General features: G+C 55.6%; 16 protein-coding genes and 1 pseudogene. 7 read left to right on the top strand and 10 right to left on the bottom strand.

Going from position 1 to position 18,823, the window contains the following annotated elements:
- The first annotated feature begins 128 nt into the window (after nt 1–128).
- The 4 genes from ACFQI7_RS28710 to rnhA all read left to right on the top strand — a co-directional run bounded on the left by ACFQI7_RS28710 (nt 129) and on the right by rnhA (nt 4,249).
- Nucleotides 129–803: a GNAT family N-acetyltransferase gene (locus ACFQI7_RS28710; protein WP_218100911.1), complete on the top strand. Its 675-nt coding sequence runs from the start codon at nt 129–131 to the stop codon at nt 801–803.
- A 128-nt stretch (nt 804–931) separates the two neighbouring features.
- On the top strand, nt 932–1,756 hold the full coding sequence (locus ACFQI7_RS28705) for a glycosyltransferase family 2 protein (RefSeq protein WP_218100910.1): 825 nt from the start codon (nt 932–934) through the stop codon (nt 1,754–1,756).
- A 14-nt stretch (nt 1,757–1,770) separates the two neighbouring features.
- On the top strand, nt 1,771–3,549 hold the full coding sequence (recQ, locus tag ACFQI7_RS28700) for a DNA helicase RecQ (RefSeq protein ID WP_218100991.1): 1,779 nt from the start codon (nt 1,771–1,773) through the stop codon (nt 3,547–3,549).
- A 28-nt stretch (nt 3,550–3,577) separates the two neighbouring features.
- Nucleotides 3,578–4,249: a ribonuclease H gene (rnhA, locus tag ACFQI7_RS28695; RefSeq protein ID WP_218100909.1), complete on the top strand. Its 672-nt coding sequence runs from the start codon at nt 3,578–3,580 to the stop codon at nt 4,247–4,249.
- A gap of 50 nt (nt 4,250–4,299) precedes the next feature.
- Here rnhA and ACFQI7_RS28690 read toward each other — a convergent pair whose 3' ends face one another.
- Nucleotides 4,300–5,091, bottom strand: a complete 792-nt coding sequence (locus ACFQI7_RS28690; protein WP_218100908.1) for a helix-turn-helix transcriptional regulator — start codon at nt 5,089–5,091, stop codon at nt 4,300–4,302.
- A gap of 130 nt (nt 5,092–5,221) precedes the next feature.
- Between ACFQI7_RS28690 and pyk the strand changes: the two genes are divergently transcribed.
- Nucleotides 5,222–6,637, top strand: coding sequence for a pyruvate kinase (gene pyk / locus ACFQI7_RS28685; RefSeq protein WP_218100907.1), 1,416 nt, complete (start codon nt 5,222–5,224; stop codon nt 6,635–6,637).
- A gap of 91 nt (nt 6,638–6,728) precedes the next feature.
- Here the strand turns inward: pyk and ACFQI7_RS28680 are convergent, their stop codons facing one another.
- Nucleotides 6,729–6,986 carry a hypothetical protein gene (locus ACFQI7_RS28680; protein WP_218100906.1) on the bottom strand — a complete coding sequence of 86 codons (258 nt, stop codon included), beginning with the start codon at nt 6,984–6,986 and terminating at the stop codon, nt 6,729–6,731.
- Between the two features lie 208 nt (nt 6,987–7,194).
- Here ACFQI7_RS28680 and ACFQI7_RS28675 point away from each other — a divergent pair, with 208 nt between their 5' ends.
- Nucleotides 7,195–7,956 carry an SDR family NAD(P)-dependent oxidoreductase gene (locus tag ACFQI7_RS28675; protein WP_218100905.1) on the top strand — a complete coding sequence of 254 codons (762 nt, stop codon included), beginning with the start codon at nt 7,195–7,197 and terminating at the stop codon, nt 7,954–7,956.
- A gap of 116 nt (nt 7,957–8,072) precedes the next feature.
- Here ACFQI7_RS28675 and murC read toward each other — a convergent pair whose 3' ends face one another.
- The 4 genes and pseudogenes from murC to ACFQI7_RS28655 form a co-directional block, all read right to left on the bottom strand.
- A complete protein-coding gene (murC, locus tag ACFQI7_RS28670) occupies nt 8,073–9,365 on the bottom strand; it encodes a UDP-N-acetylmuramate--L-alanine ligase (RefSeq protein ID WP_218100904.1) in 1,293 nt (430 codons plus the stop codon).
- A gap of 295 nt (nt 9,366–9,660) precedes the next feature.
- Nucleotides 9,661–9,765, bottom strand: a pseudogene (locus ACFQI7_RS28665) (spore gernimation protein GerQ); the annotation flags it as partial.
- Nucleotides 9,766–9,937: 172 nt separating this feature from the next.
- A complete protein-coding gene (locus ACFQI7_RS28660) occupies nt 9,938–10,597 on the bottom strand; it encodes a thiamine diphosphokinase (protein WP_218100903.1) in 660 nt (219 codons plus the stop codon).
- A gap of 19 nt (nt 10,598–10,616) precedes the next feature.
- Nucleotides 10,617–12,821, bottom strand: coding sequence for a stalk domain-containing protein (locus tag ACFQI7_RS28655; RefSeq protein ID WP_218100902.1), 2,205 nt, complete (start codon nt 12,819–12,821; stop codon nt 10,617–10,619).
- Between the two features lie 153 nt (nt 12,822–12,974).
- On the opposite strand from ACFQI7_RS28655, the gene ACFQI7_RS28650 reads away from it, so the two are divergent.
- Nucleotides 12,975–13,919: an MBL fold metallo-hydrolase gene (locus ACFQI7_RS28650; protein WP_218100901.1), complete on the top strand. Its 945-nt coding sequence runs from the start codon at nt 12,975–12,977 to the stop codon at nt 13,917–13,919.
- A gap of 58 nt (nt 13,920–13,977) precedes the next feature.
- Here the strand turns inward: ACFQI7_RS28650 and ACFQI7_RS28645 are convergent, their stop codons facing one another.
- From ACFQI7_RS28645 to ACFQI7_RS28630, 4 genes are all read right to left on the bottom strand, one after another.
- Nucleotides 13,978–15,156 carry a conserved virulence factor C family protein gene (locus ACFQI7_RS28645; RefSeq protein ID WP_218100900.1) on the bottom strand — a complete coding sequence of 393 codons (1,179 nt, stop codon included), beginning with the start codon at nt 15,154–15,156 and terminating at the stop codon, nt 13,978–13,980.
- 90 nt (nt 15,157–15,246) lie between these two features.
- Nucleotides 15,247–15,837 (bottom strand): guanylate kinase, encoded by a 591-nt coding sequence (locus ACFQI7_RS28640; protein WP_218100899.1) that lies wholly within the window; start codon nt 15,835–15,837, stop codon nt 15,247–15,249.
- Nucleotides 15,838–15,940: 103 nt separating this feature from the next.
- Complete coding sequence (locus ACFQI7_RS28635; protein WP_218100898.1) at nt 15,941–17,830, bottom strand: DEAD/DEAH box helicase; 1,890 nt, start codon at nt 17,828–17,830, stop codon at nt 15,941–15,943.
- A 126-nt stretch (nt 17,831–17,956) separates the two neighbouring features.
- Nucleotides 17,957–18,676 (bottom strand): YhcN/YlaJ family sporulation lipoprotein, encoded by a 720-nt coding sequence (locus ACFQI7_RS28630; protein ID WP_230415279.1) that lies wholly within the window; start codon nt 18,674–18,676, stop codon nt 17,957–17,959.
- Nucleotides 18,677–18,823: the final 147 nt, after the last annotated feature.

Below are 18,823 nucleotides of genomic sequence, written 5' to 3'. Positions count from 1 at the left end.
CCCGTTGTGGTGGCGGACGAGGCGTACTGGTATAATGGAGAAGCGGTATTTGCTCGGAGCAACGCAACAGATTGAAATTAGATTGATATAAAGGGCGGCACAAGCGCCTGTTAACAGGAGGATAAAGCATGTTATACCACCGGATAACCGATATTCAAGATCCGTATTTTCGTCAAATGCATGAGATGATGCAGACGATTTTTCCGCCGGAAGAAGTGCTGGAATTCGAGTTGTGGGCGGAACCGCTTCAAGACCCGGGCATTCGGGTATTCGTTGCCGTTCATGACGGCGAAGTGGTCGGTGCGACGGAGTATCGCTATTACACCGATATGCACGTAGCGATGACCGATTTCACCATCATCGGCCGTGAAGGGCTCGGCATCGGCCCGTTTCTGGCCAAGCAGCGGCTGCGCGATCTGCGTTCCGTGGTGAAGCAATCCGGCGGACCATGGCTTGGCATGTTTGCCGAAATTTACAATCCGTACTTGGCTGGCGACCTCGGGTTCGGCGGCGTGAAGCCGATGAATCCATATGTCCGCCGCGAAGTGCTCGCGCATTTGGGATACAAGAAGCTTGACCTTGATTACGTACATCCGTCCTGGCAAATCGACGGGGAGGCGGTGCACGGTCTCGACTTGTGCTTCATGCCTGTAGCGGATGAAGAGCTGGCATCGGTCCCGGCAGCGCTGGTGCGTGCGTTTCTGGAGCGGTATTACGCCGTATTGCCGCAGAAGCCGGGGGCTTGGTACGATATGGTCGAATCGCTGAAAGGACGGGAAACGGTGCAACTGCTTCCGATTTAAGCGGGCCGGCAAGGAGCGGGTTCCACTCGAACCTCGCTCCTTTTGTTAGTTCGGCGGAATGGTTTCGCTTTTGCCGTTTTTTTTGTATAGTGGGAAATAGAAGATGGAATGGGGAGCGATGATGAACGATGGGAAAGCCGCTCGTATCGGTTATTATTCCAACGTACAATCGGCCGGATTTTTTAGCTGAACTGCTGGAGTCGCTTTCGCGGCAAACATATCGGAATTTGCACATCATTATTGTGAACGACGCCGGCGAACCGGTCGACCACCTGCGAGAATGGTACAGGGAGCTGGATTTGACGATTGTCAACATGGAAAGCAACCGGAAGCACGTGCATGCGCGCAACCGGGGGCTGCAGCACGTTCGCGGGGATTATATCATGCTGTGCGACGATGACGATCTGCTGCTGCCTTCGCATGTCGAACGGATGCTGCAGGAAGTCGAAGGCTATGACATGGTGTATTCCGACGTTGAAATTTTCGACTACGCTCTTGACGAGGCGGGCACGCGGCATCCGACGAGCCGGTTCGTCTTCGCATATGAATACGATGTGGCCGCGATGCGGAAATTTTCCACGTTCGTGGCGTCCGGCTGCTTGTACCGGCGGGAGTTGCATGAACCGCTCGGCGAATTCGACGCGGAGATGTATCATTATTGGGATTGGGATTTCTTCCTGCGGGCGGCGGACGTTTGCCGGGTGAAGCGGGTGCCCGTGGCGAGCGCGCTGTATGCATTCTCCCAGGCAGGCGATAACATGTCGGGCAATTTGGAAAATATGCGGCCTTATCTCGACAAGCTTTCCGCCAAGCACGGGTTAGGGGAGCTGCCGACCAAAAACTTTTTTCTTCTTCTGGAAGAACCCGAAGTGAAGGGACGGCGAGCGCCGACGGAAATTTTATGGGACGGACAGCCGATACGATCAAGGCTTGCAGCAAAAGGAGGCAGCTGAAGTTGACAACGACGATGGGGGAAGCAAGAGAGCTGCTCAAAAAATATTACGGGTACCCGGATTTCCGCGACGGACAGAAGAAAGTCATCGCCAGTATTCTGGAAGGCCGGGATACGCTCGGCATTATGCCGACGGGCGGAGGCAAATCGATCTGCTACCAGATTCCTTCCTTGTTGATGAGCGGTACGACGATTGTCGTATCGCCGCTCATCTCCCTAATGAAGGATCAGGTGGACGGGCTCGACAGCATCGGCGTACCGGCTACATACATCAACAGCTCGCTGTCGTACGCGCAGGTTGAGACGCGGATCCGCAAAGCGGCCCGCGGCGAGTACAAGCTGCTCTACGTGGCGCCGGAACGGCTGGAATCGGAACGATTCCTAGACCTGCTGTCGGAACTGATTGTACCGATGATCGCCGTCGATGAGGCGCATTGCGTGTCGCAGTGGGGGCATGACTTCCGGCCGAGCTATATGCGGGTCAGCCAATTGGTCGACCATTTGCCGCAGCGTCCGCTGCTCGCTGCCTTTACGGCGACGGCAACGGATCAGGTGCGGGACGATATCGTCAAGCATTTGCGGCTGCGCGAGCCGGGAGTGTACGTTACCGGTTTCGCGCGGGAAAACTTGTCGTTCTCGGTCGTCAAAGGCGAGAACAAGCGCGATGTGCTGACCGGCATCATTCGGGAGCACCACGGGGATGCAGGCATCGTCTATGCGGCGACGCGCAAGGAAGTCGACCAGCTGTGCGAATATTTGCGGCGCCAAGGCACGTCCGCCGGCAAGTATCACGCCGGGATGACCGATAAAGAGCGGGCCGAGGCGCAGGAGCAGTTTCTGTACGACGAAGTGCGCGTGATGGTCGCGAGCAATGCGTTCGGCATGGGCATCGACAAATCGAACGTGCGGTATGTCATCCACTACAATATGCCGAAAAATATGGAAGCTTATTACCAGGAAGCGGGCCGTGCGGGGCGGGACGGCGAACCGAGCGAATGCACGCTGCTGTTCTCCCCGCAGGATATTCATATCCAGAAGTTTCTGATCGAGCAGTCGGTCTCCGATCCCGAGCGCCAAGCGCAGGAATACCGCCGGCTGCAGCAGATGGCGGACTACTGTCATACGCCGCAATGCTTGCAGCGGTATATTGTACGCTACTTCGGCGGCGAGACGGGAAGCGACTGCGGGCAGTGCAGCAACTGCTCCAGTCCCGACTTGCAGCTGACGGACATCACGCTGGAGGCGCAGCAAATATTCTCCTGTGTCCGGCGCATGCGGGAGCGGTTCGGGATGACGCTCGTCGCCTCGGTGCTCAAGGGCTCAAGGAACAAGAAGGTGCTGGAGCTCGGCTTTGACGAGCTGAGCACGTATGGCCTCATGAAGCAGCGGACGGAGAAAGACATCGTCGATCTGATGCAGCTGCTCGTCGCGGAAGGCTATCTGCAGCTGACCGAGGGCAAGTACCCGGTACTGAGGCTTACGCCGAAGGCCGGAGCGGTGTTGGCCGGAACGGAACGGGTGGAGCAGCGGGTGCGCGTTAAGCCTGTGGAAACGGTCGTCCAGGACGTCGAAGCAGAGCTGTTCGATGCGCTGCGGAAGCTGCGTTCTGAAATTGCGAAGCGCGAAGGCATCCCGCCGTATATCGTGTTTCCCGACAGCACGCTGCGCGAAATGTGCGGGGTGAAGCCGACGAATCCGGCGGCGATGCTCAAGATCAAAGGCATCGGGGAAGCAAAGTTTTTCAAGTACGGCGCCTATTTTATCGATTTTTTCAAGCAGCTTTCCGCGGGCTGAAGCATAGAAGCGCAAGAGGAGGAACGGCGTGGCGAAGTCGAAGTTTTATGTAGTATGGGAAGGGCGTCAGCCCGGCGTGTACAAGACGTGGGCGGATTGTCAAGCGCAGACGAACGGGTTCCCGCAGGCGAAGTTCAAAGCGTATGAGAGCGAAGCGGAGGCGAAAGCGGCTTTCACCTCCGGCTGGAAGAAGGCGTTCAGCGCTGCGGCGAAAACAGCGGCCGGATCGTCCGGCAGCGGCGCGAAGACGAGCGGGCGCGCCTCGGCAAGCGCTGCCGGCAGGCCCAAGGCGGAAGCCAATCTCGACAGCCTGTCCGTCGACGTCGGGTGCAGCGGCAATCCCGGCATCGTCGAGTACAAGGGCGTGGATACGCGGACGGGCGAAGTCATATTTGAGCATCCGCCTATCTCCAAAGGGACGAACAACATGGGCGAGTTTCTCGCGATCGTTCATGCGCTCGCCTTCCTGAAGAAAAAAGGGAGCAATATGACCATTTACAGCGATTCCGTGACGGCGCTCAGTTGGGTGCGCAATAAACGGGTCGCTTCCAATTTGCCGAGGGACGCCTCCACGCAGGAAATATGGGCGCTTGTGGACCGGGCGGAAGCCTGGCTGCGGCAAAACAGCTACTCGAATCCGATATTAAAATGGGACACGAAAGCGTGGGGCGAGATCAAGGCGGATTACGGACGAAAGTAAGACAAAAGGTTTTCTAGGGAAACAGAAGACCGGCAAGCCGGCCTTAAGGGTTAGAGCTGCGCCGGTTCCCTGTCCATCACATAAGCCGACGGCGCTCGTCCCGTCTCGCGTTTGAATACCCGGTGAAAGTACGACGCGTCGCAATAGCCCAAATAATCGGCGATATCGGCGATCGCTCGTTGCGAATGCCGCAGCAAGTACACTGCGGTTTTGATTCGCAGCGCATTGACATAATCGCTGATCGTTTGCCCCGTCACCTCGCGGAATAAGACCGCGGCGTGGTTGGGGCTTTTTTCGATGACGGCGGCCAGATGTTCTTTTGTCACCTTTTCCCGGTAATGGTTCTGAATATACGTTTTCATCAGCTCGGTATGCCGGTACTTGATGGAGGAGTGTTCGCCTTCGTCGACTTCCCGGTTCATATGCGTCAACGTCTCAAGCAGCAGTGCCTGGCACATCGTCTGGTAATACGGATGACGCTCGATCCACTGCTCCTTCATCGACTGCATGCGGCTCAGCAGCAGCTCGTATTTGCCGGTGCGCAGCCGAATGTAGCGGTGCGCGCCGAGCAGCGGAAGCATGGAAGCGCCATCCTCGTGCGAGAAGGTGACGACGTATTTTTCGTGCGATATGGAAGGAATCGTTTTGCCGTAAAAAACGGTATGATCCGGAATAAGGGCGAGGTCGCCTTTTTCCAGCAGCAGCTTTTCTCCTTCAACCCAATACAGACATTTGCCGTAGCCGACGAGAATGAGTGTCCAGACCGGACTTTCTCTCTCCGCCTCCTCATACCACTTCACCGGGCCCGCATCATGCCGAACGTTATCGATCTGCAGCCGCATACGATTCCCTCCCTTCCAATGATCATACTATTATACAATAGCCATACTATAGTTCATAGTCACTTTTCGCCTCCAGCGTTACAATGAGCACATTCAAATCAGATCATGGGACAGGGAAGGCGATCAGGACATGCGTAAAACAAAAATCATTTGCACGATGGGCCCGTCATGCGATTCGGTGGAGGTACTCAAGCAGCTGATTGAAGCAGGAATGAACGTGGCAAGGCTGAATCTCGCGCACGGCGAAATCGAGGAGCAGCGGGCAAGAATACGCAACATCCGGCAGGCGTCGCGCGAAACCGGTATTCCTGTAGCCATTATGCTCGACATCAAAGGACCGGAAATTCGAATCGGCCTGCTGAAGGAAAAAGCATACGAGCTTCAGACCGGGGATTCGCTGACGCTTACAACCGAACGTATCGAAGGGGATGCGAGCCGGATTTCCGTTTCTTACGCGGAGCTGCCGAACGACGTGACGGTCGGCAACAGTATTTTGCTGGACGACGGCTTGATCGAACTGAAGGTGGAGCGAATCGCAGGAACGGAAATCCACTGCCGTATCGTAAACGGCGGCACCATCAAGTCGCGAAAAGGCGTCAATTTGCCGGGCATTCGCACTTCGCTGCCGGGCGTAACGGAGCGGGACGAACAGCATATATTGTTCGGCATTGAGGAGCGGATCGATATGATCGCGGTGTCGTTTGTGCGCAGAGCGGAAGATATTTTGTATATTCGCGAAATGCTGGAAAGCCGCGAGGCGGGGTATATTCAGCTCATCTCGAAGATCGAGAACGAGGAGGGCGTCGAAGCGCTTGATGCGATTTTGGCCGCTTCGGACGGATTGATGGTGGCGCGGGGCGATCTTGGCGTAGAGATCCCGGTCGAGGATGTGCCGCTCATTCAGAAGCAGATGATCCACAAATGCAATTTGGCCGGAAAGCCGGTCATCACCGCTACGCATATGCTTGATTCAATGCAGGTTAACCCGCGTCCGACCCGTGCCGAGGCGAGCGACGTAGCCAATGCCGTGCTGGACGGAACCGACGTCATCATGCTATCGGGCGAGACGGCTGCGGGGAAATACCCGGTGGAATCCGTTCAGACGATGGCGGCGATCGCGGAAAAAGCGGAATCGACCATTCCATATGCCGAGCTGTTGGCGCAAAAAAGCGCCTTGCAGAAGACCGACATTACGGAGGTCGTCAGTCAGTCCGCGGTGGGCGCGTCCCTGGAACTTGGAGCGAAGGCGATCATTACCCCGACCGAAACCGGCTTTACGGCGCGAATGGTGTCGAAATACCGCCCGAAAGCACCGATCATCGCGGTAACTCCTCATGAAGAAGTGCTGCGGCGGCTGTGCCTGGTCTGGGGCGTCATTCCGGTCCAAGGTGAGCGCGTCGATACAACGGACGAGATGTTTCATTCCGCGGTGCACAGCGGTTCGCGTCTTGGGCTGCTGGAACGGGGCGATCTTGTAGTCGTCACCGCCGGCGTGCCTGCGGGCAAGTCCGGAACGACCAACTTCATTAAGATCGACTACGTATAACAGCCGAAGTCCAATACAAAGCGCCTTCTCCGATTGCATGGGAGCAGGCGCTTTTTCTACAGCGTTTCTGATCTTTATATGGATCGTGTGCTTATTTTTTGGGACTGCGGGTGCCGAAGTCGCGGTGCATCCGTTTCTTCGTATTCGGCTTCGTATCCTTATACATATCGTCTTCCTGGCTTTCAAGAGGAAGGCTGACGAGCTCCCACTCCGTTTGCCCCATGACCGGGTCATAGGGGAATTCATCGCCTCGTTTTAACGTTTCCTCGCGGCCCCATTCATTTTCGTATACGCCGTCGGTTTCGACTTCTTCACCGGATGCCGGCTGCATGCGTTTGTCTTCTGACATAAGTGCCACAACCCTCCTTCAAGATCGATTCGCACGTTAGTATGCCCGCCGGAGCGGTGAGTATGAACAACAAAGTGACGGGAAGCTTTGTCAATGGAAGCGCAGCATTCATTGAATGAGCGATTAGGAAGAATCGGTTAAGAGAGAGACAGCGAGCCATTTACGTGGTAGCATTTAGAAAGATATATGAATAGGGAGGAGTGTATTCGTGCATTATTACATCATTACAGGCGCATCGTCCGGCCTCGGTATAGAAACGGCGCGGCTGCTGCTGCGGCCGGATCAACACGTGGTGTCCATTTCTCGTACATCGCCGATATCGCTTGTTAGACAAGCCGAACAAACCGGTGGTCTATTTACGCATATTGGACAAGATTTGTCCAAAACGGACGAGCTGCCGGGCTGCATTGATCGGCTGATGGAAGTCATCGCAAAGAGCAGTGTGCAACCGACGTCCGTTTGCCTGATTCATAATGCTGCGAACGCGGCCCCCTTTAAGCATCTGGACCGTCATACGCTGGACGAAATCAGCGCAAGCTTGAACCTGAATCTACTATCGCCTGTCCTGTTTTCTTCGCTCTGGATAAAGCGAGTTCAGCCGCTGCACGTTCCGAAAAAGCTCATTTTCATTTCTTCAGGATCCGCCGAATACCCGATGGCAGGCATGAGTTTATACTGCAGCGCCAAAGCCGGCCTCAATATGCTAGTCCGTTGTTTGCACATGGAACAGCGCGGCTTGCCTTACGGCGTGCAGGTCGCCGCCGTCGATCCGGGCATGATGGATACCCCGATGCAGACCGCGGCACGGGAAGCGAGGGAGGAACAATTTCCGTCAAGCGCGTTCTTTCGCCAAAGCCGGGACAACGGCCTGCTTCGAACGCCTGAGTCTGTTGCCCATTTATTGGTGCAATGGATGTCGGACCCGGCTTCATGGTCGGAAGGGAAACGGGACACCATACATAAGCTGTAATATTACAGGTTTCATGTCCAAACGCGAATGGTTCAATAAAACCCATTGTACGAGCAGTAAGGCCATCTAGCGGCAGAAGTAAAACTTCTTCGCCCGATGGCCTTAAGTAATGCAGATCAAGACCGGAACAGCACATCTTGATATTTCTGGATGTCGCCGGCCCCCATAAACACAAGGATGGAATCGTTATAGGCGGACATGTCGGACGTGATGTTATCGGAAACGAGACGGGCGTTAGGAATTCGCGTTCGCAGGTCGTCGATCGAGACCGTGCCGGCGGATTCCCTGGCTGATCCGAAGATTTGACAAAGGAACACGTCATCGGCGTCTTGTAGCGAGAGAGCAAAATCGTCCATTAATTTTTCCAACCGGCTGAACGTATGCGGCTGGAATATGCCGACGACTTTTTTCTGAGGATATTTGCTTCTTACCGCTTCGAGCGTCGCTCGAATCTCGGACGGGTGGTGGGCGTAATCGTCAATAACGATGTTCGTGCCCCACGGCTTTTCGGTAAACCTCCGCTGCACTCCTGTAAACGTAGCCAAGCGGGATTTGACCATATCCATATCTTGGTCCAATACCAACGCCACTCCAATGACCGCCAATGCATTCAGTACATTATGTTTTCCGAACGAAGGGATGTCGAACTGATGAATGCGCTTATCTTTATAGCTAACATCGAAGGCCGTTCCGTTGTTCGTAACGATGAGATTAGTTGCCCTGAGATCGTTGTCCGCACCGAACCCATAGTACAAAATGTTCGTATCCGTTTGCAGCATGCGAATCTGCGGATCGTCCCCGCATACGACCAACTGTTTGCCCGTTAAAGCAGCCATGGCTTCAAAAGCGCTGCGAACATCGTCAATATCCTTGAAATAGTCAGGGTGGTCAAAATCAATATTCGTAATCACCGCAATATCGGGCTGATACGCCAGAAAATGACGCTTGTACTCGCAGCTTTCGAACACAAATAAGCGGGCGCCCGACACCCCGGTCCCGGTTCCGTCTCCAATGAGGCTGCATACGGGCTCGCACCCATGAAGCGCATGCGTGATCATGCCGGTCGTCGTCGTTTTGCCGTGAGCTCCCGTGATCGCAACGCTGGTATAGCCTTTAATCCGTTCGCCGAGAAAATGGTGATACCGGTGAACCGCCATGCCCAGTTGTTGGCAGCGGATGATGGACGGATGGTTGTCGTCAAAAGCGTTAGAGGCAATGACCTGCATCGTGGACGACAAGGGCGCCTCTCCGAACGGATAGAGCGGAATGTTACGGGCTTCCAGCGGCGCCTGCGTATACAGAAACGACTCGATATCTTCCCCCTGCACCTGATGTCCAAGATCCGAGAGAATTTGAGCGAGCGCACTCATTCCGCTGCCTTTAATGCCGATAAAATGAAAAGTATTCATGGGACCTCCGTAGTTCGTTGTCGGGATAGTATATGATCATTAGCAAAATATGCTATCGTCCATAAAACAATTATACTGCTCTCCCTCATAAAATCCACCCGCTGCGAGTTGCGTATATGAAAACAACACCATGTATAAGCTCGCCAAAAATACTGAAAAATACAACTGCCGTATGATTCGGAGGTGAGTGAATGATGAACAACGAACATTTGGCGGCGCACGAGTCGCTCGAAAACCCCGTCTTTCACTCCGGCATTATCGACGCTCCAACACGCCGTCGTCATCGCGTCGGCGATCAAGCATAACTATATAAAGCCTGCAAATCGACGATGTCTTGCATCGTCTGCTGCACGTCTTTTTGCATTAATGCTTTTAATTGTTGGTCGAAAACCAAGCCTTGCTACCATCCGTGGGACGTGAAAGAGCAAATTCAGTTCGACTTGCAAACGATAAAAACCGCTTTAAATGCTCCTCAACTCTAACATTCATAGTAGATTATCAAAATAAAAGAAGGCATCATCCGAAAATAAAGGAAGGTGCCTTTCTTTGTATATGCCGGGCGCTGAGCAAGATCAGGACCATGTCCGATCCGTGCTTTGAATGACAAGCAGCAAGCCTTCCCGGACGGCGATGGAGCCGTGTTCGCCGAGCAGCACATTGCTGATGCCCAAAGATTGACCTATCGTTAACGTTGCTTCATGAAGCGGATATCGAAATCCGCTAAGCGTGATGCCGGTGACGTTCAGACTGAGCGGGAGAAGCGAGACATGATCGAAGCGGCCCCGCCTTACCGTCAACACGGTGCGATTGTCCGTTAGCATCAGCTCGTTGCAGGCGTCTACAATACGGCAAGCGACGCCGCGATCAAGCGATCTTCGCAGCAAGTGAACGTTGGCCAGCGAATGATCCCATCGCGTGCCGAGCGCGCCGCATAGCACAAGCTCCTCCACGCCCTGTTCCAGCGCCCAGGTAAAGGCCATTTCCGTGTCCGTCCAGTCTTTCATCACCGGATCGCAGGAGACGAACTGCCTGCTGGCATGGCGGATTTGCTCGACTTCGCTGTCCGTTACCGAGTCGAAGTCGCCGAGCGCCATATCCGGCGCATAGCCGTGCCGTATCAAGTAGAGCGCGCCGCGGTCCGCGCCGACCAGCACGTCGCCCTCGCGAATTTCTTGAACGGCCCACTCGCCGAGCGTGCCGCCGGAAAATATCACGATCCGTTTCCGCAACATAGCCCGATTGCCCCCGTCCTTATTTGTTTTTCATGCGGAATTCTTCTATTGTCATATCATCCCGGAATTCGCCTTCGTAATACGTGGTAATGCCGTCGGCATAATACAGCTTGCCGAATCCGTCCTTCAAGTCGTCCTTGAACGACCCTTCATACTGGAGATTGCCGTTATCGGAATAATACAGCTTGCCTTGGCCGTTCTTCCGGTCGCCGCGAAAACTTCCTTCGAACAAAAGCGTACGGGAAGATCTAAGGCTGTCGTATATGCGGCCGTAGCCGTTTTTCAAATCGCTTTGAAAAGCACCTTCATAAACCGTATTGCTGCTTAAGTGATATGCTTTTCCTATGCCTTCGCGTCGCCCTTTCACGAAATCTCCTTCGTAGACGAGCTTATTTTTTTCGAACAGCTTGCCTTTCCCCTCACGCAGCGCGTTCACGAAATCGCCTTCATATTCGATCCATCCCGTTTCGTTGCTGCGCGTAAGCGACTTGGGGCCGTCATTGTGCACATAGTCGTGCATGAGCGTCATCGTGCCGTAACCGTTCGGCATGCCCCCGGCAAAAGAACCGGAGTAGATGTACCGACCGAGCTTCTCCGCCAGTCTGCCATCTTGGTACCGGCCTTCCTCGACTGTCGCTTCCGATCGCCCCGCGAGCGACGCGGCAGTCATGCCAGTGTTGTAAGTATACCGGCGACCGATCCCCGTTTCCCGGTCGTCCTCCCAGTAGCCTTCGAACACCAGCATCCCTTTGTCAAACGCGTTTCCGAGTCCATTTCGTTTGCCGTCCACGAGTTCCCCTTGATAAATGACCCGATTTTGGTCATCGTACAGCTTGCCGTAGCCCGTCTGCTTGCCGGATTGGTATTCACCTTCGAAGGCGTCGCGAAATGCATCTTTAATACCGAAAACAGAAGAAAACCGATCCCCGGTTTTCACGCGCAGTGTGCCTTTTCCGTTCGGAGTGCCGTCTTCCAGAACTTCTCCGGTATAGGCGTAAGTGGTCCCTTGGGTAAGCAGCTTGCCTTGATAATACGTTTCTTGCGTTATCATAGTAGTGGGTTCGTTTTTCTTGACTTCCCTTTTCTGCGCGTCCGTATAAATCCATTCCAGGCTTTCCACGCGGAACGAACGTCCGGAGCCGCTGCGCACATCATCGCTCCATTCGCCGTCATACACGATTTTGCCGCTGGCATCGTAGGCTTTGCCCTGCCCGGCACGAACGCCGTTTCGCCAATCGCCGTCATATGTTTTCACGCCGGAGGCATCGAAGGCTACGCCGCGTCCGTTTCGCTTGTTTTGCGAGACGCCGCCTTCATAGTTGAGCTTGCTGTTGCTTTGGTAAAAACGGCCGAAGCCTTGCTTGATTCCGTTGATCCAGTCGCCGGAATAAATCCATGCTCCGCTGCCGGACAGCAGTTTACCTTCGCCGGTCTGCAGACCGTTGGTCCACTGGCCGATATACCGGCTCCCGTCAGGGTAATAATAAGTACCGCTCCCATCGGGCTGGCCGCTGCGGAAACGCCCTTCATACACCAGTCTTCCATCCTCGAACAGTTTCCCGAAGCCATCCGGCTTGGCGGCAGCCAGATCGCCTTCATACCATAGCTCGCTGCCGTTCAGCAGAAGCTCGCCTGTTTGCTGAGGCGAACCGTTCGATTTGGACAGGTTCAACGTAAGCGGGCCGTTCAAGCCGTTTAGCGTATCGGAGATCGATGCCGATAAACTCGGTTTCAAATACAACGTTTGCGATAGCGGATTCCATGCGGTACGGTAGCCAATGGAGGAGGCGACCGCTTCCGCGGGCATCCATGACGCGCCGTTATGAATGACGGAGACATCGTCCAGATGGAATGTATTCTCTTGAATACGCCAAAGGGTTGTTCCTATTTTGTGCCGAATTGTTTGGGTTGCTTTGGAAGCATCGAGTTCTTGCGCGGACTCGTCCCAAAATACGGTATATCCTAGTCGTTCCAGAACACTGCGGATCGGAACGAACAACGTTTGGCCGTCGCGCCCGCCCAAATAGATCGGTTGCTCCTCGTGAATGTCCGGAGTCGGACGAAACACGACGCCGTTGATGACCAGCTTGGGAACGACAGCCGCGGCGGAATAAGCGGTATTCGCTTGGGCGGCAGCGGACTCTTCGGCCAGAGAACTCCAGGGGATTGCCAGGAAGGCGGCAGCTGTGCAGGCGATCGTAAGAAAAGCCCTCTTGTTCAACACAAAGCGTTCTCTCCAGTCTTCATTATGTATTAAAGTTATTATATCAGCTTTTATGAAAAAAGAGTGCAACTTTGCGCATCGGAGCGCTTTCCCGTGGTTAAGGTATAATGGAGGAAACAGCACAGTTTATATGGAGAGGGAGGAGGAGCGTCAATGAAGGGAAGACGTAAGCGCTATGAAAATTTGGGCGGGTTCCGCAACAAAAAGACGCTGCTACAGCTCTCCAAATGGAATGTGGAAAAGCGGGCCAAGGTGAAGGATTATTCGTTCCGCATTCCGCAGCATGCGGCTAAAAATGTCGATTGGCTGCGCTCCAACCGGTCGGAGACTTCCGTCACCTGGATCGGCCATTCCACATTTCTCATCCAAATGGGCGGGTTGAACTTGCTTACTGATCCGGTATGGGCCAAGCGAATGGGGCTTGGCACACGTCTTTCCGAACCGGGTCTGCACCTTGCGGAGCTGCCTCGCATTCATGCGGTGCTGTTGTCGCACAGTCATTACGATCATATGCACCTGCCTTCTTTGCGGGCGATTGAAAGGATGAACAGAGGATTGCGGCTGTATGTGCCGCACGGACTTGGCGCGAAGCTGCGCTTGGAGGGATTTCATTCGGTGACCGAGCTTCATTGGTGGGAAAGCGTGCGTCTGGAAGCCGTGGAGCTCAACTTTGTACCGGCGCAGCACTGGACCCGTAGATCGCTGTTCGATACGAATACGTCGCACTGGGGCGGCTGGGTTATACAGCCGGCGCTGCAAAGGGAAGGGCGGTGTGCCATCTATTTTGTTGGAGATACGGGCTACTTTTCCGGATTTCAAATGGTAGGAGAACGATTCGCGATCCGTACGGCGCTCATGCCGATCGGTGCCTATGAACCGGAATGGTTCATGTCACCGCAGCACGTAAATCCGGAAATGGCCGTACAGGGGTTTCTCGACTGCGGCGCAGAACGGTTTATCCCCATGCATTACGGCGCATTCCGGTTATCCAACGATACGCCGCGGGAGGCTCTTGACCGGCTGCTTGCAGAATGGTCGAGACGCGGTCTTGCGCCAGAGCGGCTTTACTTGCTGAATCATGGGGAGACGTTGATATAATCGCAATGACCGGGTTCATATGGATAACGGGGGCGACGGATTCGAAACCATTTCGCGGTTACTCTTTGTTCGTACGGTTGCGTCGCGTCATCTGCTGCCACACGGAGCCTTCCGCTTCCTGCCCGCCTTCGATTCGCTCCAGCGCCATTCGGATTTGCATCCGGACTTCGAATTCCGGATCGTCCTGCGCCGCGCGAAGCGCAGGGAGCGCTTGCGCGTCACCGACTTCATACAGAAACCGCGCCGCCCGCCAACGGACAAGCTTGTTCGAATCGCTTAATGCGCCGATCATCGCTTCCTGTGCCGCGGGATCGCCCAGATCGGACAGCGTGTCGCCCGCCGTGCGGCGGACCGAAGCGGAGCTGTCGCGCAGCGCACGGTACAGGTAGGGCAGCACTGCGGGATCTTTCAAATCGCCGATGTAGACAGCCGCCAAACGGCGGACGGTCGATTGTTCATCGTCCAGCGCCTTTAGCAATAACGGAAGCGTCTCGTCGGAAGGTTTGATTTGCTGCAGCGCGGCGTAACGCTGTTTCCAGTCGGGAGCGTCCAATTGGCGCTCCGTTTGCTCGTAAGTGAGCTCGGTGCGTCCGGCGACCGCGAGCTCTTTGGCATCTCCGGCTGCGGGCCCGGCCTCGGCTTGAACGATCAATTGTTCGAGCTGCTCGTCGCTGTAGGAAGCATCCAGCTCTTGCAGCACCTCATCAAGCACATCATTCAGCTCGCCGTAACGGATGTCCCAATCGTCCAGCGTCCGCTCCTTGATGAGATTCGGAGACGCGGAAGCGGCGCGGATCGCAGCATCGCTGAAACGGGCCGGCAGCGCGGCCCGCTGCTCCGCGGCCCCGTTCGATACGCGAATTTGAAGCGGGATGCCGCGGAAATGCTGGAGCAGCACTTTCACTTCGCCGAAACCGGCATCCGGGGAGGGAGCGGCAGTCTCCGCCACATTGCCAGGGGCGGAGGTGCTTGCCTGCGATTCGCCTAAAATGTCGCGCGCCTCCGCCAATATGTGCTCCCAGTCTCCCTTCGCTGTCCGGTCCAATGCGATAAAGTCGGCGGCTCTGTACAGCCCTTTGACTCCGGGAATCGCCAGAAGCTTTTGAAGCTCAGGTTCCGGAGCGAGACCGGCATGCTCCCGCGTGAACGTTTGTCTAACGCCGTCAGGCAGGCGGCTGGTGAGATTGATTTTCATCGTATTCGGGCTCGGTGTCGGTTCAATGGATATGATAGGCATAGCAATCGCCTCCTGCGTAAGTTTAAACAAAAGGACCGCAGCTCCTTACAGAGCCTGTCGGTCCTTTGTGCGTTGTCGTCGTACGGAGCGTTAATCCAGATCGAGCAAATTGCGATGCAAGTACGTATCGTCCAGCGTCTTGGTCAGATCGAATACGGTATGAGCCAAATCGATATTCTCAAAAACATGCTCACAGGCATCTTTATAGGCCATTTCTTCTTCGTAATGGGACATATAGCGTTCGATGAGCTGAGGTGAATCGCCGCGGGCTTCTTCGCGCTGGCGGACCGTTTCCCGGTCGGCGTAGATGAAGATGCGCACGACGCGTTCGCCGTATGTGGACTTGAGCTGCTCGGCACCATGCCGGTTCAGAACCAAATACACTGCGCCGAACTTTTGGATCATGTCGGCGACGTCTTGCTCCTTGATTCCGTAACGGTTCCCGCCAAATTCAATAACCTCGATAAACGCATTATTCGCTTCGGCATCCGAAAATTGCTCAGCGGTAATGAAATGGTAATCTTGCCCGTCCACCTCGGAAGAGCGGGGAGGACGCGTCGTGTACGAGATGACCTGCTTGATCCCCAGCGTACTGCCCGACATTTGCGCGACCGTCCTTCGACCGGCGCCGTTCGGGCCTGTAAAAACAAAAATAAGTTCCTTCTCATTCAGCTCGTACATAGGAAACCTCCTTCGTTTGGGAAAGTGCAGTTCCTTGCCGATGAACCTGCCTTTATTTTACATGCTTTGGCAGAGGAGGTAAAGCGCTTTGAGAAGCGGCGGTTTATCTTTTGCGTCTGCCGCCGCTCTTGTTCGTCGCTCCGCGGGAACCTTGCCCGCCGGGTTTTGCGCTGCCGCGGCTTTGCCCGCGCGGGCTCTTGCCGCGATCTGTACGCGCCGCGCTTCCCGCCCGTCCGCCTCGCTCGGCTGCTCGGGCTGTCTCGCTGCCGCCGTGTGGGGCACCGCCTCGCTCGGTGGCTCGGAACGTTTCGCCGCTGCGCCCGCGTGGGGCACCGCCACGACCGGCGGCCGCTCGGCCGCCGCCGGACTTGCGTTCGCCGCCGTCAGTCCGCCGGCCGGGCGACGCATTAGACCAATCGGCGTCTTGCGTTGCCCTCGGCACCCTTCCGGTGCCGCGTTCCGACACGGCGCCGTTGCCGCGAGCGCCGCCCGCGTGGGCGTTGCGGCGCTGCCCGCTGCCGCCTCGCTCCGTCTTCCACGCAGGCTCCGCGCCGTTGCCCCGTACCTCGCGCTCAGCCGCGCCTGTGCCGGCTGGGCGTCGTCCGCCTCGCTGCTCTGCGCTGCGCCCGCGTCCCGCTGCCGCGTCGCGGCTTCGCGTGCCGCGCCCGGCGCTCGCTCGCGCGTTCTCGCGCCATGCATCGCCCTCCTGCTCCGCCGCTTGCCATGCGGGTGCGGCGGTCTTGCCTCTTGTCCCGCGCGCTGGACCTGCGCCTGCTGCTCCGCGCCCGCGTCTGCCGCCGCCTTGCGCTGGCTTGCCGGATCTTGCATCGGTCCGTCGGGATGCCTGCCCCGCGCCTTCCGCTTCGCGTTCGCTCTGGCCGCGTCCCGGTCGCTTCGACAGCGTCATCTTGATCCCGCGTTCGATCAGCTCTAGATATTGCGCGTCCCGCGGTGCGGCGAACGTGATCGCTTTGCCGGTCTGCCCCGCCCGTCCGGTCCGCCCGATCCGGTGAATGTAGCTTTCCGCATCATGCGGAATGTCGTAGTTGTATACATGAGTTATGCCTTCCACATCCAACCCTCTGGCCGCAATGTCCGTCGCAACCAAGAATTGGATTTTCGCTTCGCGGAACCGCTTCATAACCTGCTCGCGCTTCGCCTGGGTCAAATCGCCGTGAAGCTCATCGCAGGAATAGCCCCGCTCAAGCAACTCGTCATTCAGTTTGCTCGCGCGCAGCTTCGTACGGCAAAAAATCATCGCCAAATACGGCGGGTCTTCTTCCATCGCTTTGCATAACGCATCCAGCTTGCCGCGGTCCGTCGTCTGGACGATGACCTGTTCGATTTCATCCAGCGTGATCCGCTTCGCTTTTACTTCGATTTCGACGGCCGGCTTCATATAAGCTTTGGCCAAATCGCGAATACGCGGCGGCATCGTGGCCGAGAAGAGCAGCGTTTGCCTGCGGCTTGGCGTTACGGAAATGATTTGCTCCACTTCGGGGAGAAAGCCCATATGCAGCATTTGATCCGCTTCGTCGAGGACGAGCATGGAAAGCTTGTGCAAATGCACCGTTTCCCGGCGCACATGATCCAGCAGTCTACCCGGTGTCGCTACTATTATATGTATGTTTCCTTCGAGCTTCCGGATTTGCCTTTCGACGTCTTGGCCGCCGTATGCCGACAAGACGCGAAGCTTCTTGATTGGCGCAAGCCGTTTGACCTCTTCGGCGATCTGAATGGCCAGCTCCCGAGTGGGCGTAACGATCAATGCTTGTACGTGCGGCAGTTCCGGATTAATCTGCTCCAGCATCGGCAGCACGAAAGCCAGCGTCTTTCCGGTACCTGTTTGTGCCTGTGCAACAATATCATTGCCGGCGAACACGGCAGGAATCGCTTCCTTTTGAATCGGAGTAGGTTCGGTAATCCCGAGCGCACGCAGCGTTTCCGCCACCGGTTCGCTGACGCCGAGAGCGGTAAAGTCGTTTTTCTTCATATTATATTATCTCCTTGTTGGAACCATTATTCAGATGTATTCCTTCTACTTAATAGTTGCATTCTACCTTAATCCCAAGCAAAAAGAAACTGCACGCGGCGGCCGCCTTGTGCAGAGGATCATTTCCTAATATTCTCTACCGTTTGCTTCCGATTGATTCGGTATAGTCGGATTCGTGCCGAACGTCAAGGTCATCAGCTGTATAAATTGCTCGCGATAAGGTTCCAGCGAACGGCCGTGCCAGCTTTCCTGAGCGAAACGGTTAAACTCGTTGACGACGACGCGATTTGCCGTAATATAGACGTCCTTGACGGAAGGATCGAGCGAACGGATTTTCTCGGCGATCTTTTGCTTGAACATGTGGGACAGACGTTCATGGTGCATTTGCGTCTGCGCGCCGCTGACGCCGGAAATCAGATCGTCCGGGTTAGCGTAATCGTTCAGCGGGTCGCCCGGATTGTACAAGCCTCTGACGAGGCCGTAATTGTTGGTTTCCGTGCTTCTGCCGGAGACGCCGTTTCTGCCGCTCGTTCCGAAAGCGCTGCTGTCGAACGTAATCGCGGTATAGGCGGTATTGTCGCCCATCATGACGATGGCGCTGCTAACGCCGTTCATGGCGGCCACCTGATCCGATAACATTTGATTCATTTCCAGCTTGGTTACTTTGTGGGAAACCGGGGAATACTGCTGCTGAGTCTGATAAGCGCGGGATGTATCTTGCCGCGGATAATCTCTTTTGCTGCCGTAATTGCTCGCGCTGTTGTAATCGTACCAGCTGAAGCAGCCGGCTGTGAGCATGGAAGCCCCTGTCATGACGGCGATAAGCAAATAACGAATGGTTCGCACAGTGGTAACCTCCTTCTTGGTGTACTCTTGTCTTAGGATGGGCCCCAAAAAGCGATTTATGCAGGTGCATGGAACGAGGGCAAAACATGCATAAATACCCCGCTTAATGGAAATAAACAAGTAGAGGCGTGAGGCTGCAAACCCTAG

The sequence above is a fragment of the Paenibacillus allorhizosphaerae genome (assembly GCF_042659105.1).
Classification (GTDB): domain Bacteria; phylum Bacillota; class Bacilli; order Paenibacillales; family NBRC-103111; genus Paenibacillus_G; species Paenibacillus_G allorhizosphaerae.
This window is presented reverse-complemented; position numbering and strand designations above follow the sequence as displayed.

What these genes read in the sequence shown, in the direction of transcription:
- ACFQI7_RS28710 (WP_218100911.1), top strand. Translation starts at nt 129, where the DNA reads ATGTTATACCACCGGATAACCGATATTCAAGATCCGTATTTTCGTCAA.
- ACFQI7_RS28705 (WP_218100910.1), top strand. Translation starts at nt 932, where the DNA reads ATGGGAAAGCCGCTCGTATCGGTTATTATTCCAACGTACAATCGGCCG.
- recQ (WP_218100991.1), top strand. Translation starts at nt 1,771, where the DNA reads ATGGGGGAAGCAAGAGAGCTGCTCAAAAAATATTACGGGTACCCGGAT.
- ACFQI7_RS28690 (WP_218100908.1), bottom strand. Translation starts at nt 5,091, where the DNA reads ATGCGGCTGCAGATCGATAACGTTCGGCATGATGCGGGCCCGGTGAAG.
- pyk (WP_218100907.1), top strand. Translation starts at nt 5,222, where the DNA reads ATGCGTAAAACAAAAATCATTTGCACGATGGGCCCGTCATGCGATTCG.
- ACFQI7_RS28680 (WP_218100906.1), bottom strand. Translation starts at nt 6,986, where the DNA reads ATGTCAGAAGACAAACGCATGCAGCCGGCATCCGGTGAAGAAGTCGAA.
- murC (WP_218100904.1), bottom strand. Translation starts at nt 9,365, where the DNA reads ATGAATACTTTTCATTTTATCGGCATTAAAGGCAGCGGAATGAGTGCG.
- ACFQI7_RS28660 (WP_218100903.1), bottom strand. Translation starts at nt 10,597, where the DNA reads ATGTTGCGGAAACGGATCGTGATATTTTCCGGCGGCACGCTCGGCGAG.
- ACFQI7_RS28650 (WP_218100901.1), top strand. Translation starts at nt 12,975, where the DNA reads ATGAAGGGAAGACGTAAGCGCTATGAAAATTTGGGCGGGTTCCGCAAC.
- ACFQI7_RS28645 (WP_218100900.1), bottom strand. Translation starts at nt 15,156, where the DNA reads ATGCCTATCATATCCATTGAACCGACACCGAGCCCGAATACGATGAAA.
- ACFQI7_RS28640 (WP_218100899.1), bottom strand. Translation starts at nt 15,837, where the DNA reads ATGTACGAGCTGAATGAGAAGGAACTTATTTTTGTTTTTACAGGCCCG.
- ACFQI7_RS28635 (WP_218100898.1), bottom strand. Translation starts at nt 17,830, where the DNA reads ATGAAGAAAAACGACTTTACCGCTCTCGGCGTCAGCGAACCGGTGGCG.